Source organism: uncultured Roseibium sp. (assembly GCF_963675095.2).
GTDB lineage: Bacteria > Pseudomonadota > Alphaproteobacteria > Rhizobiales > Stappiaceae > Roseibium.
Genome location: NZ_CAXXSJ010000012.1, coordinates 1 through 17,404 on the forward strand (window position 1 = coordinate 1; position 17,404 = coordinate 17,404).

Below are 17,404 nucleotides of genomic sequence, written 5' to 3' on the forward strand. Positions count from 1 at the left end.
CGGCTCGAACAGGCGGTTCTCCCGCTTGAACACATATTCAAGCGTTTCCACCGTGACCGTATCCGCACCGCCGGCCTCGATCAGGATCTTGGCGCAGTCCGGAACGGCCTTCTTCGAACAGAGGCAGGGTCAGCACCGATTGTTCTGTGCTCTCGGGAAAGGTTCGCTGGCACCGAGTTTTTCCGCAGCAGCCAGGGCGGCGGTCCGATCCTTCACGCTCGCCTTGACCAGACGCGTGTCGTCCGGGCCTGTTCTTCCGCCGCCACGCGGTCGAGAATGGCGCGGGCGCCGGCAAGGGCCTTCTTCGGACCAATCCGCGTTGCGGGACGCGACCAGATGGGCCTGGCTTTTCAGGATCACACCGTCGGCCAGGGATCTTCAGGTTGTTGGCCGTCAGCGTCGAGCGGGTGGTGGTGATATCCACGATCAGTTCGGCGGACCCGGCTGCGGGCGCGCCTTCCGTGGCGCCTGCGCTTTCCACGATCCGGTAATCGGCAATCCCGTGGCGGGCGAAAAAGGCCCGGGTTAGGGTAACGTATTTGGTTGCCACCCGCAGGCGGCGACCATGCCGGTTGCGGAAATCGGACGCCACATCGCCGAGGTCGGCCATGGTCTCCACGTCGATCCAGGCGTTAGGCACGGCAACGACCACATCCGCCGGGCCGAAGCCGAGCGGCGTCACGATGTGCACGTTCGCATCCGGATCGGTGATGTTCTCATGGACCAGGTCGAGACCGGTGATGCCGAAGTGCACGCTGCCGGCGGACAGTTCGCGGGCGATCTCGGAGGCCGACAGGAAGGCGATCTCCACATTATCCAGTCCGGCAATCGCGCCGCGATAGTTCCGCGCGCCGCCGGGGCTGCAGCACTTTCAGGCCGGCTCGGCCGAAGAAGTCGTGCGTATTTTCCTGCAAGCGCCCCTTGGACGGAATGGCGATGGTGAGCTTCGTCATTGGCTGCGCCCCGACAGTTTTGCAATCCGGTCAAGCCAGATGGAAAATCCGATCGCGGGAACTTCCGTGCCGGCACCAAGCAGCTTGACGAGGCGGTCGTAGCGCCCGCCGCCGACCAGCTGGCCGCCGGCCTCCGCGTTCTTGCTGTGAATCTCGAACACGAAGCCGGTGTAATAGTCGAGCCGCCGTCCGAAATCCGCCGCGAAGGTCAGATCGGCCGGATCGATGTTTTTCGCCCGAATGGCTTCAAGCCGGTTCTTGTAGCCTGCGATCGCGTCGCCCAGATCGAGGCCGGTCTCACCGGCGAATTTTTCGAGCGCCGACACGCTGTCCGCCGCGTTGCCGCGAATGGCAAGGAAGGACTTCAGCACCTCGGCTGCGCGCGCGTGGTTGCCCGAACCGTTGGCAAGAGCGGCCTGTTCCAGAAACCGGTCGGCAATTTCGCTGGGGGTACGGCCGCCGACGGCGGAAATGCCGGCGATCGACAGAAGGTCTTCCACGACGGCATGGGCGGCTTCCGGATCGGCGCCTTCCAGGGCCGCCAGAAAACCGAGCCGGACATCCCTCGTGTCGTCGCTCGACCGGTCGGCGCCTGCCATGCGGTCGATGGCGGCCGAGAGCTTGTCCGTCTCGCCGAAAAGGTCGCGCAGGCGCCGCTGCCAGACGGCGGGAAGGTCGAGCCCGCTCAGCACGGAGGCAAACAGCGTCTCGTCGCCGATGATGATGTCGCGCTCGCCGATACCCAGTGCATCAAGCGCTGCGACCGCAAGGCCGAGCATGTCCGCGTCCGCTTCGTCCCGGTCGTCCCGGCCGAGGCTTTCCGCGCCCAGTTGCGGAATTTCGCCGCTGCCCTGGGCCCGTTGCCGGAAAACCGGTCCGGAATAGCAATAGTCGGCACGCCGGCCGGCATCGCCCAGTTCCAGGTGCTGGCGGCAGACCGGAATGGTGAAATCCGGACGCAGGCACAGGTCCGACCCGTCCGGACCGTTGGTCAGGAACAGGCGGCGGCGAATGTCTTCGCCCGTCAGGTCCAGGAACGTGTTCGCGGGCTGCAGGATCGGCGGTTCCACCTGAAGGTGGCCTGCGTCCTGAAACAGCTTGAGGACGGTGTCTATCCGGGCCTGACTGCTCATCTCACCGGCCCTCGATCGCGCGTCTGCGGTCTTCGGCCTGATCGGCCAGAAGCTGCCGCACGGTGTCCACCAGCGCGTCTTCCTTCGCGGTGATTTGTGCCGGCCGGCTTTCGCGCCAGGTGACGTTGTCGGTGATTTCTTCCGACAGGCGCTTGCCCTCGATCAGGTCCTTGATCTGGACTTCGCCCGCATCCCGTTCGTCGGAACCCTGGATGATCGCAATCGGGCAATCGCGCCGGTCGGCGTATTTCAGCTGGTTGCCGAACTTCTTCCAGTTGCCCTGGTACATCTCGGCGCGGATGCCGGCAGCGCGCAGGTCCTGAACCATCTTCTGGTAGCGGGCAAGCGCGGCCGTCTCGCCGTCCATCACAGTGACCAGAACGGGCGCGACCACATCCGCCGTGCCGAGCTTGCCCAGGTTCTTCAGTGCCGTCATCAGGCGCGAGACACCGATGGAAAAACCGGTCGCCGGCACGTCGCGTCCGGTGAAGCGCTTCACCAGGCCGTCATAACGCCCGCCGCCGCCGACCGAACCGAACTGGATCACTTCGCCCTTTTCGTTGGTCACGTCGAACAGGAGTTCCGCCTCGTAGACCGGGCCGGTGTAATACTCCAGGCCACGCACGACCGACGGATCGATAGAAATCCGGTCGGACATATAGCCCGCGCCCTTGACCAGGTCGGAGATCAGCTTCAGCTCGGTAAAGCCGGCCTCAAAATGCTCGTTGATGGCGAATTTCGAAAGCGCCGCCGTCTTGAAAGTTAGGTCGTTGGTATAGTCGATCAGGTCGTCGATGGCCGAGGCATCGAGAATTTCCAGGATTGCCTCGATGGCATCCGGGTGCAGGTTCGCGCCGGCGGTAAAGTCGCCGCTCTCGTCCTTGCGTCCTTCGCCCAGAAGCAGGCGGACCCCTTCGGAGCCGAACTTGTCGTGCTTGTCCATGGCCCGCAGCACGGTGAGACGGCGTTCGTTGTCTTGCTCGCCGCCGAGGCCGATGGCTTCCATGACGCCGTCCAGAACCTTGCGGTTGTTGACCCGGATGACATAGTCGCCGCGGGCGATGCCGAGCGCTTCCATGGTGTCCGACATCATCATGCACATTTCCGCATCCGCCTGGACGCCGGGCGCGCCGACCGTGTCGGCGTCGAACTGCATGAACTGACGGAACCGTCCGGGGCCCGGCTTTTCGTTGCGGAACACCCAGCCCGCCCGGTAGGTGCGGTAGGGAAGCTGGATGTCGTTGATGTTCTCCGAGACGTGGCGGGCGAGCGGCGCGGTCAGGTCGTAGCGCAGGCTCATCCACTGCTCGTCGTCGTCTTGCACGGAGAACACGCCGGCATTCGGCCGGTCCGTGTCGGGCAGGAATTTGCCGAGACAGTCCGTATATTCGAAAGCGGGCGTTTCGACCGGATCGAAGCCGTATTTTTCATAGACTTCGCGGATCCGCCCGAGCAACTCGTCCGTTGCCCGGATGTCGCTGGCAGACCGGTCTACGAAGCCGCGCGGCAGGCGGGCTTTCAGCTTGTTTGGTTTCTTGGCCATGAAATCTTAAACGTCCCGGCGAGCTCTTTTCGGATCCCTTTCAGGTGTCGGCAAATCCGAAACCTGCGGGAACCGCAATTTTCACGCGCTGTCTTAGCCCGCATTTTCCACACTCACTACACTCTGCGGCGCATTTTGGCCAGTCGAGTGCAGGCGAAAGACGCGTAGAGCATAGCTGGTGCTATGGTCAAGCGGCTTTCGCCTGCAGGCGGCGGCCAAAATACGCCCCTTCGGGCCGGTTGAAACAGGCAACTGGGGGCGTCGAATAGCTAGTCCGATGACCCACATCGTACTGCGCTATTCTCCTGCCCAGTTGCCTGTTTCAACCGGCGCAGGGTGCAGGGAGTGTGGAAAATGCGGGCTGAACGAAACGTCGTTCAAGGGCAAGGCGGCAGGGAGGTCAGGCTTAACTCAGGTTGTGCTTTGAGCCTGGGTATCGGCGGTGGTCAGAAAGTCCGGAACCTTGTCAAATGGAGAGGCGATGGTCGCCATCCACAGGCTTTGGGCAATCTTCTCCGCCTGGCGGATGACGATGCGGGCAGCTTCCTCGTCCCTGAAGACCTCGAAGGCGGTTTCCCGGAAAAGCTCCAGCCAGATCCGGTAGTCGTCGGAAACGACTTCCTTCAGCTTGTAATGGGTCGGAACCGGCTGCCCCTTGAATTCACCGGTCTTGAGCAGGACCGTCCGCCAGAAGGCTTTCATTTTTCCAAGGTGCGGCTCCCAGCGGTCGCCTAGCCTGCCGTCGAAGACCGGGCCGAGCCGGTCGTCTTCACGGATCCGTTCGTAGAACGTGTCGACCAGCGCGGAAATCTGCGTGCCGTCGATGGACGGGTGCGCCGGCTGCCTGCGGACGGCGGGGCGAATGTCGATATTGGGTTCCATGTCGTTTCCGGTCGGGAGGCCCTTTGGTTCGTCCAGATGTAGGAGGTGAAGTTCACTTCAGCCAGCAAAATTAAGCCGGTTTTAGGGTCTGTGTGGCAATGGGTCTCATGAATAAGGCGTCATCACGCTCGGTTTGCAACGAATAGTGTTTGGGATATGGTCCCGGCCACTTTATCCCTCCGGGATAGGACGGCCTCCGGCAGCGGTGGCCATGGACGGAAGTTTCATGCTCATGATCGATAAAGTCTCAGTCGAAGCGGAGGAGGCCGTGGGGCCTTCGGCTGAACTGAGTGTCATCCTGCCGACGTTCAACGAGGCGGAAAACGTTCCGATCGTGATCGGGCTTCTCGACGAGGCGCTGCACGGCATCGCCTGGGAAGCGATATTTGTCGATGACAATTCGCCCGACGGTACGGCGGATGTTGCGCGTGACATCGCAAGCCGCGATCCGCGCGTCCGGGTGATCCGCCGCTTTGGCCGTCGCGGGCTCTCCGGGGCCTGCATCGAAGGCATGCTGGCAAGCTCCGCACCTTACGTGGCGGTGATGGACGCCGATCTGCAGCATGACGAGACGCTGCTTCCGCGCATGCTGCAGGAACTTCGCCATACCGATACCGATCTGGTGGTCGCCAGCCGCAAGGTTGAGGGCGGCGACATCGGCACCGGCCTGTCCTCCATCCGCACCTGGGGCTCCAATGTCGCCAATCGCCTGGCCCAGAAGCTTTTGAACGTGTCCCTGTCGGACCCCATGAGCGGCTTCTTCATGATCCGCCGGGAAGAGGCGGAAGCGCTCGCGCCCAAGCTGTCGGCCCAGGGGTTCAAGATCCTGCTCGATATGGTCTCCAGCGCGAAGGGAAGCCTGAAGATCAGGGAACTGCCCTTCACCTTCCGCGAACGCCAGCACGGCGAGAGCAAGCTCGATACGCTGGTCACGCTCGACTACTTCGGCTTGTTGCTCGCAAAATACTTCGGCAACATGATTTCCGTTCGCTTCCTGATGTTCGGCCTGGTCGGCGCAAGCGGCCTGTTCGTGCATCTGGTCGCGCTCCGTCTCTTTCTCACGGTCGGCGCCTTTGAATTCAATCTGGCGCAGACGGCGGCGTCCTTCGTCGCCATGACCTCGAACTTCTTCCTCAACAACCAGCTCACCTATCGCGACCGGCGTTTGCGCGGCTTCAAGGCCATTCAGGGGTTGCTGACATTCTATGCGGTCTGCAGCGTCGGGGTGCTGGCCAATGTGGGCGTTGCCAGCCTGATCTATTCCGAACCGTCCTACTGGTGGTTTGCCGGCGCGTCCGGTGCGATCATGGGGGCTGTCTGGAATTATGCGGCAAGTTCGGCCTTGACCTGGCGCAAGGGCTGATCGCCAAAAAGGGCATGGAAATGAAAAGCATGTCTGACAGGCAGGACTTGCCGTTCTATCTGCGGCCGGCCTTTCTATGTCTGTTCGTACTCGCCCTGACCGCACTGAAGCTCTGGTCGGCGGCCAACGCCTGGTTCGTCGAGGACGAAGCCTACTATCGCCTGTGGGGGCAGTTCCCGGCGCTCAGCTACTACGACCATCCACCGATGATCGGCTGGTGGGCCTGGGCGGGACAGCAGCTCGTCGGCGATACGTTCCTTGGGACACGGCTGATCGTTGTTCTGGCCTCGGTGCTCGGGTCGCTGGCCCTTTGGCGCACGGCCATGCTGCTGTTCGACCGGCGCGTCGCGGGCTGGGCGGTGTTGTTCCTGAATGCCAGCATTCTGGTCGGCGTCGGCGGCATTCTGGCGACCCCGGATGCTCCATCGGTCCTCTTCTGGGGCCTGGCGTTATGGGCGCTGGCGGAGCTCTACCGGTCGGACAACGCCAACTGGTGGCTGGCCGTCGGTCTTTTTGCAGGCCTGGGACTTTTGTCCAAGTATTCGGTCCTGTTCCTCGGGGCCGGCATCGTCTTGTGGCTGGTGTGGGCGAGAGACGCGCGGCGCTGGTTCTTCACCTGGAAGCTCTGGGCCGGTGGCATACTCGCGCTGCTTCTCTTCGTTCCGGTCCTCTACTGGAACCATCTCCACGAGTGGGCGAGCTTCTACAAGCAATTCGGTCGGGCGGGGCGCGGCGACTGGACCTCGAAATACGTCTTCGAGCTCATTGGCGCCCTTCTGGGGCTGATCAATCCCTTGATCGCGATCCCGGCACTGTTTGGTGCTGTTCGTCTTGGCGGGAAAGCGCTGCGTCGGGACGGAGCGGCTGCGCTCATCATTCTGACCGTGCTGCCGTTCCTCGCGTATCTCGTCTTCCATTCGCTGCATGCCAGGGTTCAGGCCAATTGGCCAGCGCCATTATTTCCGGCCTTTGCCATCATGGCGGCGGTCTTCGTTGCCCATCCGAACGGAGGGGACGCCTGGTGGCGGCGCTTGTCGATCGCCGGCATCGCGCTGGGCGTGGCGGTTGCCGTCGTTATCCAGATCCATGCGGTCACGCCATTCACCGGTACGCTCGCTCGCAAGGATCCCACGTTCCAGCTACGCGGCTGGCCCGAGATCGGCGAGGAGATCCGGAGCATCGCGGACAGGACCGGTGCCGCCTTTATCGAGACCACGGGCTACGGGCTCAATGCCCAGCTTGCCTATCTGTTCAAGGACGAGCTACCGGTCATTCAGCTCAACGAACGCATCCGCTATGCCATGACACCGCCGCCCGATCCGGCTCTGTTCGGCCAAAAGGGGCTCTATGTCACCCTGGCACGCCGCGACCGGATCGATCGGCTCAGGCAAATCTATGGCGACGTGCCGAAGATCGCCTCCCTGACCCGGAGTGTGGACGGAACTTTTCTGGAACATATCGTGGTCTATGAGGTTCCCGGACTTCCGAACATGCCGTTTCTACCTGACGAAGACGATTGATCTTTGAAAGGATTAGTCTTTCAAAGGTTGAATTCCGCATGATATTGCCGCAGGGATAGATACCGTCATGGTTACCGCCAATCCTGGGCATTTGGGAAAATGAAAAGAATTACACTGGGCGCCCTCGACTACGCGGTGGCCTTCGGCGTCGACAGAGCCTTGCGCTCCCTGCTTCTTGAAGGCCGCCTGAGCGCGGTCGGATGTCTGGTGGCGAGCGAGCTTTGGGCGCGCGAATTCAAGCCCATGCAGGAAGTCGCCGAGAAGGTGGGGCAACGGGCGCTGATCGGCGTCACGCTGGCCTTCAGCGGCGATCGGGTCCAGCCGGTCAGCGAACGGATGCGCGAACTCTACCATGAGAAAATGCCGAGCCGAGGCCTGGTCGAGCGCCGGGCTATGCTGCGGTTGTTGCCGGATGAGGTCTTCGCTGCGGAGGCCGATGCCCAGTTGACCCGCTTTACCTTTTTTATGAACCGGGAACCGGATTTCATCGCCGTCCGGGAAGGGCTCATGGAGCGGTCGGCGATCGCAAGGCATGTGTTCGATGCCATCGAACGGGCCGGATTTGAACGCCCTCCGAAGATCATTTCGCCATTCGAGCCGGGGTTGCATGCCAGGCGCCTTAACCGGATCGCCGCGAAAAAAGGGCTTGAGGTGCTGCCAAAGGGGCCATCTCTTCCTGAAACGGCGGACTCCCAAGATCTGCACCGCAAACTCCGGCGTCATTTCGACGGCCTGCAGGACATGACCTTCGTCCACTGCATCCCCGCTCAGGTGGATGATCGGTTGCGCCGCGAGGAGCCGCGCGAAAAGGTCGCCATTCGGGAGTGCCAGTGGGAAGTGCTTCGCAGCGACCGCTTCTTCCATACCCTTGAGGAAACTGATGTTTTCCTGAATTAGCCGGGGGGCTGCCGATTGGCGCGTTGGCGGGACGTCGGTTTAGCTCCTTCACAACGAAAAAACGGTTCCGGCGGGGAGACGGAACCGTTTTTCGGGGAGGTCAGGAAGGGGGAGGGGGGAACCCGCTTCCATGTCTTTGTATATAGGGCTAGTTTGATCGGGTGCACGTGATGTGGGTCACAAAAGTGCGCTTGGCGGCAAAAGATGTGCCTCGGGTGTCGGGGCAGGAGGCGGGGCAGTGGCCGAAATACAGGAATTTCTGCAAAACAGTTTTTCGCTGGAAGGCTTGTCTTCGGAACTGGCGGAAGGTCTATCGTCTCTTGCGCGGCCGATGAAGATCGGGGCCGGTACGATCCTGTTCGAAAACGGTGACCCGGGCAACGGCTGCTATGCCGTTTTGGAAGGGTCTCTCAAGGTTTCCATTCTCTCGGTGGACGGCGATGAACAGCTGCTGGCCGTTCTTGGGCCGGGCGATCTCGTCGGCGAACTGGCGCTTTTGGACGGCCGACCCAGATCCGCGACCGTCAGCGCATTGAAGGCCGCCAATATCGCCTTTATCGAAAAGGCCGCATTCGAGCGCTTCGCGGATGCCAACCCGGCCGTTTACCGGCACATGCTGTCGATCGTCGGCAAGCGCCTGCGCCAGGCGAACGACGTCCTTGCGGCACGATCCTTCCTGCCGCTGCCCGGGCGTGTCGCACAGGCGCTGCTGCAGCTCGCGGAGACCTTCGGCAAGCCGATCGACGGCGGGCGCGTCCTGATCCACTACAAGCTGAGCCAGGCGGACATCGCTAACATGGCTGGAGCGGCGCGTGAAAACGTCAGCCGGGTGCTGAACGACTGGAAGCGCGCGGGCACGATCAGCCGGATCTCCGGCTATTACTGCCTGGAACAGCCGGAGCTGCTGCAGCAGGCGGCAACACTGTAATTTTCTGAAAACAAAGGTAAGTGGACATTGTCAGACACCGAAGAAACCCCTCTCGGCGAACTCACGCTGCGTACCATGGCCATGCCGGCCGATACCAACGCGGCCGGTGATATCTTCGGCGGCTGGGTGTTGTCCCAGATGGACCTTTCCGCCGGGATCGCCGCCGGCCAGCGGGCCGCGGGCCGCGTCGTCACGATCGCCGTCGACAAGATGAAATTCATCCGTCCGGTCCATGTCGGCGACGTCCTGTGCGTCTACAGCCGCATCGGCCGTGTCGGAACCTCTTCGATAGAGGTGCAACTGGAAGCCTGGGCCTTGCGCCATCGTTTCGGCCACCGGGAAAAGGTCACCCAGGCCACCTTCACCATGGTTGCCGTCGATGAAGACGGCCGTCCGAGGCCCGTTCCGAAGGAATGCCCCCAAGGATTCTAAGCCCTGCCTGCACGCCGGTTCAGAATATCGGCAAACAGGCTTTCATCGATGGCAAAAAGACATCCCTCTGCCCAAAGGTGCATGAGACGCTGAAGGCGGTGCAGGCGCTCCTCAACGGACAGCGGCGGTTCGTGGCGCGGCAGTCCGCCGATGAGACGCAACTGATCGATGCGCATCAGAACGCACGCCTCGGCCGCTTCGATCCATCGCTGTGCTTCGTCGGCGAAGCTGTGGCCCGTATCCGGGTTTTCGAAACCGGCAATCAGGCTGGCCGCCTGTCCGGCAAGAGCGTCTTGAGACAAAAAATCCTCCATCGGTTTCCCGAGGAGGACTGGCGCAAAAATTCCTGGTCGAACCGCTTGGTTGCCGAACGTCCTGCAAGACGTTTCACTCGGCCACATCCCCGGCGGGAACCACCTTGCCCGGTCAGGCAGGTTGGTGAGGGCGCCAGCCCTTCTCTTGATGATGGCGGGCCTTATGACACGGGTCCCTCATCTCCGCAAGCACGGATCGAGCGTTAGCCGGCAACTGTGGCTGGCAGGTGGCGGGCAGCCAGGACCCTGTGGGTAACGCTGAGCTATTTTATGAGTTCGTACCCTAGTAGTGCGGCGGCTTGTCGACCCGGTGTCCGGGTAAGGCATTCTCGATCAGCTCTTCCATCTGATCGGTCATGTCTGACAACTTGCGGGTGAGACGGTCGATCTGCCGGCCCTGGTCGAAGACGACCGTGTTCAATTCATCGATCGTGTGAGTGGCGTGGGCCAGGTCGATTTCCAGTTTTTCGATGCGGGATTCGTGGTCGTCACTCACGGTTTGCGGCTCCTTACGGGTATCATTCGCCCTTTCTACCCCATCCATGGACAAAAGGTCAGCACAAGGTGCTGGGAATTTGAACCGGACAAAGGATGACAATTGAACGGTGTGACGTCTCCGGTGGCAGGCAAGGTCCCTTGGGGAGGAGGAGAGGCTGAGGAAGAAGAATATATCGATAAAATGGTGAGAATGTATTTGGCGGGAGCGGAAAATCTTCGATTCATCTGACAGAATACGAAGAATATTTTATAATTTCGAAAATTTAGAATAAAATACGATAATTAGTATAGATTACGTTAGGTAAGAATAAATTCGCCGGTAATGGCGAATTACGCCGCGAAAGTATCCGTAATTATAACAATACTACTTCCAAAATTTTGGTTTTATTTGAAATGATCGATCTTAAATGGAATATTTGAAATATTTATATTGAGGGAATTAGCTTTATTTTAGTGCTTTTCTCTAATCTTCGGAGAGTTAGCCAAGCTCTCAGGAGGAGATAAAAATGCTGAAAGCTAAAATCGCAGCGCTTGCAATCACTGGCACTCTTATGTTTGGCGTTGCGTCCGCCATGGCAGGCGAATACGGCTCGGCCGATGAAGCAACGGCAATGCTGGATAAGGCAATTGCCCACTACAACGAAGTGGGTGCGGATCAGGCGTTCAAGGACTTTACCGCGAAAGGCGGTGATTGGCAGGATCGCGACCTCTATGTGTTTTGCTTCGAGAAGAACGGAACAACGCTCGCGCACGGCGCCAACGAAAAATTGCTGGGCCGTGACCTCTCCCAGCTCAAGGATGCGGATGGCAAGGCCTTCGTAGGCGAGCTGCTTTCGACCGGGTATGCCGGCGGCGGCTGGGTCGACTACCGGTGGCCGAACCCGGTCAGCAAGAAGGTGGAGCAGAAGTCCTCGATCGTGAAGCAGGCAGGCGACTATGTCTGCGGTGTAGGTATCTACAAGTAAGTCAGACGGCCGCTTCTGGCGGATTGCTTTGGTTTACCAATCTACAAAAGGACCGATGACCCAACAGCCATCGGTCCTTCCAAGAATAAAAACGGATGGGGACAATCCATGAACTGGTTCGCCAATCTCGCCCTTGCCAAGAAGATGTTCGTAGCACCGTTCATCTTGCTGGTCGGCCTGGGTATTGTGTCAGTGATTTCTTATTTCGCGATCGATCAGCAAAGAAACGCGATCGACGCACTGAGCAATGTCCAGATCAAGGCTTTCGCCGATATGAGCAAGGTCAAGGAGGAGTTGGCGGATGCGCAGTTGTCCCTCTACGATCTCATGACGACTGCGGTGAATGAGTCCGATACCGACAAGATCAATGCCCAGTTCGAAGAAACCAATCAAAAGCTGAACGCCATCGTTTCGAACTTCGAAGCCCTGGACCTGAGCGCGCTCGGGAACGCCGAAATCCAGAAAATGCGCGATGCCATCGTTGCCAGGTCCGGCGAATACCAGACTTCCGCGCTGGGTACCTCTGACATGGCTACGGTGGATGTTGCGACCGCAAGCATCTTTATGAACGACGCCATTATCACGCACGAGCAACTGGTCAAGGAAGTGGATAGCCTGAACAAGGCGGTCGATGCGCTCCGGGTTTCCGCCACAGAAACCACAATGGCCGGTGCGGATGAATCCTTGCGCCTGTTTCTGATTACGGTTGCCGTTGTCGCCGCCATGGGCATTCTGCTCAACTGGCTGATCACCCGCATGATCTCCCGCCCGATCACCGAAATCATTGGATCCATGACGTCTCTTGCGGCCGGGGATGCGAATGTCGACGTCCCGGCGACCGAGCGCCGCGACGAAATCGGCCGGATGGCGAAGGCCTTGGAAGTGTTCCGTGAAAATGCGATCGAAGTCGAGCGTATGGAACAGGAAAAGATCGCGAACGAACAACGGGCGGCGGAAGAAAAGCGCGCCAGCATGAATGCCCTTGCCGATCGGTTCGAAGCCGCCTTGGTGGATATTGTCGAGACGGTCTCGGCCTCTTCCGACCGGATGCGGACGACCGCTCAGTCCATGTCATCGGTCGCCGAACAGACACAGCGTCAGGCGTCCGCGGTCGCATCCGCTGCAGAAAGTGCATCGGAGAACGTCCAGACCGCTGCCTCCGCCGCCGAAGAGATGTCCGCATCCATCGGTGAGATCAACAGGCAGGTCGGCGAATCCGCGGAAATTTCCAATCAGGCGAATGCCGAAGCGCTCCGGTCGAATGAGTCCGTGCGCGGGCTGGCCGACGCCGCAAGCAAGATCGGTGAGGTCATCGAGCTCATCAGCGGCATTGCCGAACAGACCAACCTGCTTGCCTTGAACGCGACGATCGAGGCCGCGCGCGCCGGTGAAGCGGGCAAGGGCTTCGCGGTGGTTGCGTCCGAGGTCAAGAACCTTGCCACGCAGACGGCAAAGGCCACCGAGGAAATCGGAATGCAGATTTCCGGCATGCAGTCGGCGACGGGCGATGCGGTCGAGGCGATCCAGTCGATCAGCCAGACCATCGGCCGTATCAAGGATATCTCCGATACGATCACAGGCGCCATGGGCGAGCAGGGCATTGCGACTCAGGAAATCGCCGCGAGCACGCAACAGGCGGCTGCCGGTACCGCGGAAGTCGGACACACGATCAACGAAGTGGCAAGGGCCGCTTCTGAGACCGGCTCGGCGGCGCGGGAAGTGCTGGACGTTGCCGTGGATCTCTCCGACCATGCGCAAACCCTGCGCCACCAGGTCGACGATTTCCTGGCCCAGGTGCGCGTAGCATGAACCGGGTCGGAACTGCGTTACTGCAGGCATCCTTGAGTGCGATTTCAACCGGTGAGGGGCGGCGTTTCAGCCGCCCTTTTTATATCTGCGGGGATAGCTTGGAGGCCGGTCGGCGGGGAATTGGTCCTGGACTGCCTACGCGAAGGCTATTTGCCGTCATCAGCCGAAACAGTTGTGGCTCCAGACCAGCCGCGGTTTCGGCGTCTTGCTGCCCCCCGGAGGCGGTGTCTCTTCCACCTGAAAGTAAATCTTGAAGGTGGAAAGGGCGGGCAGGTCCGGATGTTCCTCGGACCAGTTCCGGCACAGGAACCGTGCGTAATTCAGAGCAAGGATCTGCGGACCGTCCTCATAGGAATTGTCTTCCAGATTGGACAGGAATTTCCGCCAGCGGTAATTGGCATAGACCCTCGAGACGACGTCGGGCTTCTGGAAGACGGCGGGGCCGATCCTGCCGTTATAGACGTCCACTTGGCTTCCGTCCTCCAGCTCGCCCGGAATGACCGGCCAGGGGCTGTTCATCTCCGGATAGGGAGCGAACATGGTCCAGTTCTGATAGAGGCCCAAAGCCTGGCGCGGGTTGATGAAGGCGTTGGGCAGCGAAAAGGGGCTGGCCGGTAGCGTCGAGATATTCTGGACGGTGATGAACCCGAGGAAAACGGCCGCCAGTACCTGGGTCGGCAATCCGATCCGGACGGTTCTCTCCCGCCATGGCAAAAGCCGTGTGGTAAGGCGCGAAAATCCGCTCCGGTGCCGGCCGACCAAGTCATAACAGCGGTCGCCGAGCCTTCGAAACGGCGCAAAGCTCAGGATCATTGCCAGAGGCCGGAACACCCGGGATGCGGACAGGAGCGCGATCAGCCCGCCTGCCTTGAAGAACCGGTCATCGCCGATCGTCACGACCCATGAATTGCGCGCCGTCAGTTCGGCCCCGATCTCCGGATCCTCCTGTGCGGGGCGAGTAGTAGCCTCGGGCAGAAGCAGAAACACCCGGAGGATACGACATGTCTTTTCGCAGAAGGTGCAGCCCTTATCGTACCACAGGATGATGGCCGGAGAGGGCTTGCGGAAGAAGCGTCCGGCGATCGCATCCCACATCCAGGAAGGCATGAAGGTGAGGTTCATGACGATGGAGATGTAGGGAAAGAGCCCGATCTCAAGAAACAAACAGAAGGCGAGATGCATGGTCATGAAGGCGACCATGATGAGCGTCCGGAACGTGCGGTGGAATATCGGCGAAAAGATCAGGAACGGTCCGATCAGTTCCAGCCCATAGACGTAGTAGGTCAGGCCCGTCATCGCGCCCTGGAACTGGCGGAACCACAGCGAAAATGGCGTCACCAGGTAGTCAAGTTGAAGCGCGTAATAGACCGCGTTGCCCTCAGACACCCAGATCGGGTGGGTTTTCAGAAGGGCACTGAAGAAATACATCGACATGCCCTGGATAAGCAGGGCGAGCGTTGCAACGGAGAAATAAGCGTTATCCGTGTAGTCCGGAGTTCGGCTCAAGGCACGATCCAGCGAATAACGGGCGCCGAGCGGCAGGAACATGGCCCAGAACATCAACAGAAGCGCGAGATTGTCCTCGCCCGACAGGATGAAGATGTTTCTGTTCTGGACGGACAGAAGCAGTACCCAGGAAAGTGCGGTCATCAGCCGCGTGCGCCATCCGAGGATCAGCCCGATGGCCGCCAGCGCGGCAATGACGAAAAGCAGGCCCTGGAAAAAGGCGGGACCGTTCGCAAGATGAAGGGACCAGGAACCGGAATTCAGCTGATCGATCTGAACCGCGCGGGGCATGATGCCCTGATCGGTGTAATGGGCGGTCAGGTCACGGGCGCGCAGAAGGAGATCGAACAGGACATAGAACCCCAGCAGCACCCTGAACAGGGCCAGGGTTCGCAGATCGATCCCGAAGAGTGTCCGGGCCGGTGTCCATTCAATCCAACGTCTGTGCATGGTCAAAAAGCCGGTGGGCCTTGTTATCCGTTATAGCGGCGCTGTGCCGCAATTAAGCTTGAGGGCTGATGGTTAACAATATCTTCCCTCCCGCAGAGACCGCGAGACGTAAAAAAGGGCGGCCCGAGGACCGCCCTTTCCGTAAGCTTTTGAGCGGGGCTTCTTAGAAGCCCATACCGCCCCCGCGCAGCACAGCTGCGCAAACCAAAATGATGGGCGGGGTCGCCGGAATGCAAAAAGGGCGGCCCGAGGACCGTCCTTTTCGTAAGCTTTTGAGCGGGGTATCTTAGAAGCCCATGCCGCCCCCCGCGCAGCACAGCTGCGCTAGACAGGATGATGGGCGGCGAGCCGACATGCAAAAAGGGCGGCCCGAGGACCGCCCTTTCCGTAAGCTTTTGAGCGGGGCTTCTTAGAAGCCCATACCGCCCATGCCGCCCCCCGCGCAGCACAGCTGCGCTAGACGGGATGATAGGCGGCGAGCCGACATGCAAAAAGGGCGGCCCGAGGACCGCCCTTTCCGTAAGCTTTTGAGCGGGGCTTCTTAGAAGCCCATGCCGCCCATGCCGCCCATGTCGCCGCCACCCGGCATGGCCGGTGCGTCCTTTTTCGGAAGCTCGGCAACCATGGCTTCGGTGGTGATCAGCAGGCCTGCGACGGAAGCAGCGTCCTGAAGCGCGGTGCGCACGACCTTGGTCGGGTCGATGATGCCAGCTTCGATCATGTTGACGAATTCTTCGCTCTGGGCGTTGAAGCCGAACGTGATGTCGTCGTTTTCCAGGATCTTGCCGACGACGATCGAACCTTCAACGCCGGAGTTTTCGGCGATCTGGCGGATCGGAGCTTCCAGAGCGCGGAGCACGATCTTGATGCCAGCCATGATGTCCGGGTTGTCGGAGGTCAGCTTGGAAACGGCCGCCTTGGCGCGAAGCAGAGCAGTGCCACCACCCGGAACGATGCCTTCTTCAACCGCAGCGCGGGTTGCGTTCAGGGCGTCGTCGACGCGATCCTTCTTTTCCTTAACTTCGATTTCGGTCGCACCGCCGACGCGGATGACTGCGACGCCGCCTGCCAGCTTGGCAAGACGTTCCTGCAGCTTTTCGCGGTCGTAATCGGAAGTGGTTTCCTCGATCTGAGCCTTGATCTGGCTCACGCGGCCCTGGATGTCGTCCTTGGAGCCTGCACCATCGACGATCGTGGTGTTTTCCTTGGTGATGGACACCTTCTCGGCGGTGCCGAGCATGTCGAGGGTAACGTTTTCCAGTTTGATGCCGAGATCTTCGGAGATCACGGTACCGCCGGTCAGGATCGCGATGTCTTCCAGCATGGCCTTGCGGCGGTCGCCGAAGCCCGGAGCCTTGACAGCGGCAATCTTCAGGCCGCCACGCAGCTTGTTGACGACGAGGGTCGCAAGAGCTTCGCCTTCGACGTCTTCAGCGATGATCAGCAGCGGACGGGAAGACTGAACCACGGCTTCCAGGATCGGCAGCATGGCCTGCAGGTTGGAAAGCTTCTTCTCGTGAAGGAGAATGTACGGCTTTTCCAGATCGGCCAGCATCTTTTCGGCGTTGGTGACGAAGTACGGCGACAGGTAGCCGCGGTCGAACTGCATGCCTTCAACGACTTCGAGTTCGGTTTCCAGCGACTTGGCTTCTTCGACGGTGATGACACCTTCGTTGCCGACCTTCTGCATGGCTTCGGCAATGTCCTTGCCGACCTGCGTGTCGCCGTTTGCGGAGATGGTACCGACCTGAGCCACTTCTTCAGAGGTGGTGATGGTCTTGGAAGCGCTTTCCAGGTACTTGACGGCTTCCAGAGCGGCCATGTCGACGCCGCGCTTCAGATCCATCGGGTTCATGCCGGCGGCAACAGCCTTGGCACCTTCCTTGACGATGGACTGAGCCAGGACGGTTGCGGTCGTGGTGCCGTCGCCAGCGATGTCGTTGGTCTTGGAAGCCACTTCGCGCACCATCTGGGCGCCCATGTTCTCGAACTTGTCTTCCAGTTCGATTTCCTTGGCGACCGAAACACCGTCCTTGGTGATGCGCGGTGCGCCGAAAGCCTTGTCGAGGACCACGTTGCGGCCTTTCGGGCCGAGGGTCACTTTTACAGCGTTTGCAAGGGTGTCGACGCCGCGGAGCATTTTCTCGCGGGCATCAGAGGAGAATTTAACTTCCTTCGCAGCCATTTTTCCGTCTCACTTTTTATTTGGAA

Annotated in this window: 14 protein-coding genes, 1 pseudogene and 1 riboswitch; of the genes and pseudogenes, 7 read left to right on the forward strand and 8 right to left on the reverse strand. The window is 60.3% G+C overall.

What is annotated here, in order from left to right; all coding sequences use genetic code 11:
• From hisG to ABIN98_RS04745, 4 genes and pseudogenes are all read right to left on the reverse strand, one after another.
• A pseudogene (hisG, locus tag ABIN98_RS04730) lies at window positions 1-953 on the reverse strand (ATP phosphoribosyltransferase); the annotation flags it as partial.
• Window positions 950-2,086 carry an ATP phosphoribosyltransferase regulatory subunit gene (locus ABIN98_RS04735; protein WP_346907858.1) on the reverse strand — a complete coding sequence of 379 codons (1,137 nt, stop codon included), beginning with the start codon at window positions 2,084-2,086 and terminating at the stop codon, window positions 950-952. The pseudogene hisG and the gene ABIN98_RS04735, both read right to left, overlap by 4 nt.
• Before the next feature lies 1 nt (window position 2,087).
• Window positions 2,088-3,629, reverse strand: coding sequence for a histidine--tRNA ligase (gene hisS / locus ABIN98_RS04740; protein WP_346907860.1), 1,542 nt, complete (start codon window positions 3,627-3,629; stop codon window positions 2,088-2,090).
• 411 nt (window positions 3,630-4,040) lie between these two features.
• Window positions 4,041-4,511, reverse strand: a complete 471-nt coding sequence (locus ABIN98_RS04745) for a group III truncated hemoglobin (RefSeq protein ID WP_346907862.1) — start codon at window positions 4,509-4,511, stop codon at window positions 4,041-4,043.
• A gap of 232 nt (window positions 4,512-4,743) precedes the next feature.
• Between ABIN98_RS04745 and ABIN98_RS04750 the strand changes: the two genes are divergently transcribed.
• The 5 genes from ABIN98_RS04750 to ABIN98_RS04770 all read left to right on the forward strand — a co-directional run bounded on the left by ABIN98_RS04750 (window position 4,744) and on the right by ABIN98_RS04770 (window position 9,651).
• The gene (locus ABIN98_RS04750) at window positions 4,744-5,874 is read left to right on the forward strand and encodes a glycosyltransferase family 2 protein (RefSeq protein ID WP_346907864.1); all 1,131 of its coding nucleotides are present in this window, start codon (window positions 4,744-4,746) and stop codon (window positions 5,872-5,874) included.
• 29 nt (window positions 5,875-5,903) lie between these two features.
• Window positions 5,904-7,394, forward strand: a complete 1,491-nt coding sequence (locus ABIN98_RS04755; protein ID WP_346907866.1) for a glycosyltransferase family 39 protein — start codon at window positions 5,904-5,906, stop codon at window positions 7,392-7,394.
• A gap of 99 nt (window positions 7,395-7,493) precedes the next feature.
• Window positions 7,494-8,291 carry a ChbG/HpnK family deacetylase gene (locus ABIN98_RS04760; RefSeq protein WP_346907868.1) on the forward strand — a complete coding sequence of 266 codons (798 nt, stop codon included), beginning with the start codon at window positions 7,494-7,496 and terminating at the stop codon, window positions 8,289-8,291.
• Between the two features lie 238 nt (window positions 8,292-8,529).
• Window positions 8,530-9,219: a Crp/Fnr family transcriptional regulator gene (locus ABIN98_RS04765; protein ID WP_346907869.1), complete on the forward strand. Its 690-nt coding sequence runs from the start codon at window positions 8,530-8,532 to the stop codon at window positions 9,217-9,219.
• A 75-nt stretch (window positions 9,220-9,294) separates the two neighbouring features.
• On the forward strand, window positions 9,295-9,651 hold the full coding sequence (locus tag ABIN98_RS04770; protein ID WP_346907935.1) for an acyl-CoA thioesterase: 357 nt from the start codon (window positions 9,295-9,297) through the stop codon (window positions 9,649-9,651).
• On the opposite strand, the gene ABIN98_RS04775 is transcribed toward ABIN98_RS04770, so the two are convergent.
• Both ABIN98_RS04775 and ABIN98_RS04780 read right to left on the reverse strand, forming a co-directional pair.
• Window positions 9,648-9,953: a hypothetical protein gene (locus ABIN98_RS04775; protein WP_346907871.1), complete on the reverse strand. Its 306-nt coding sequence runs from the start codon at window positions 9,951-9,953 to the stop codon at window positions 9,648-9,650. The two genes, ABIN98_RS04770 and ABIN98_RS04775, sit on opposite strands and share 4 nt — an antisense overlap.
• 47 nt (window positions 9,954-10,000) lie before the next feature.
• A riboswitch (SAM-I-IV-variant riboswitch) is annotated at window positions 10,001-10,122 on the reverse strand.
• 126 nt (window positions 10,123-10,248) lie between these two features.
• The gene (locus ABIN98_RS04780; protein ID WP_346907873.1) at window positions 10,249-10,461 is read right to left on the reverse strand and encodes a SlyX family protein; all 213 of its coding nucleotides are present in this window, start codon (window positions 10,459-10,461) and stop codon (window positions 10,249-10,251) included.
• Between the two features lie 508 nt (window positions 10,462-10,969).
• Here ABIN98_RS04780 and ABIN98_RS04785 point away from each other — a divergent pair.
• Entirely contained in the window at window positions 10,970-11,428 is a 459-nt protein-coding gene (locus ABIN98_RS04785; RefSeq protein WP_346907874.1) for a cache domain-containing protein, read from the forward strand.
• Between the two features lie 108 nt (window positions 11,429-11,536).
• Window positions 11,537-13,237 (forward strand): methyl-accepting chemotaxis protein, encoded by a 1,701-nt coding sequence (locus ABIN98_RS04790; RefSeq protein ID WP_346907876.1) that lies wholly within the window; start codon window positions 11,537-11,539, stop codon window positions 13,235-13,237.
• Between the two features lie 159 nt (window positions 13,238-13,396).
• Here ABIN98_RS04790 and ABIN98_RS04795 read toward each other — a convergent pair whose 3' ends face one another.
• Window positions 13,397-15,193 carry an HTTM domain-containing protein gene (locus ABIN98_RS04795; RefSeq protein ID WP_346907878.1) on the reverse strand — a complete coding sequence of 599 codons (1,797 nt, stop codon included), beginning with the start codon at window positions 15,191-15,193 and terminating at the stop codon, window positions 13,397-13,399.
• Between the two features lie 541 nt (window positions 15,194-15,734).
• Window positions 15,735-17,378, reverse strand: a complete 1,644-nt coding sequence (gene groL / locus ABIN98_RS04800; protein ID WP_346907880.1) for a chaperonin GroEL — start codon at window positions 17,376-17,378, stop codon at window positions 15,735-15,737.
• Window positions 17,379-17,404: the final 26 nt, after the last annotated feature.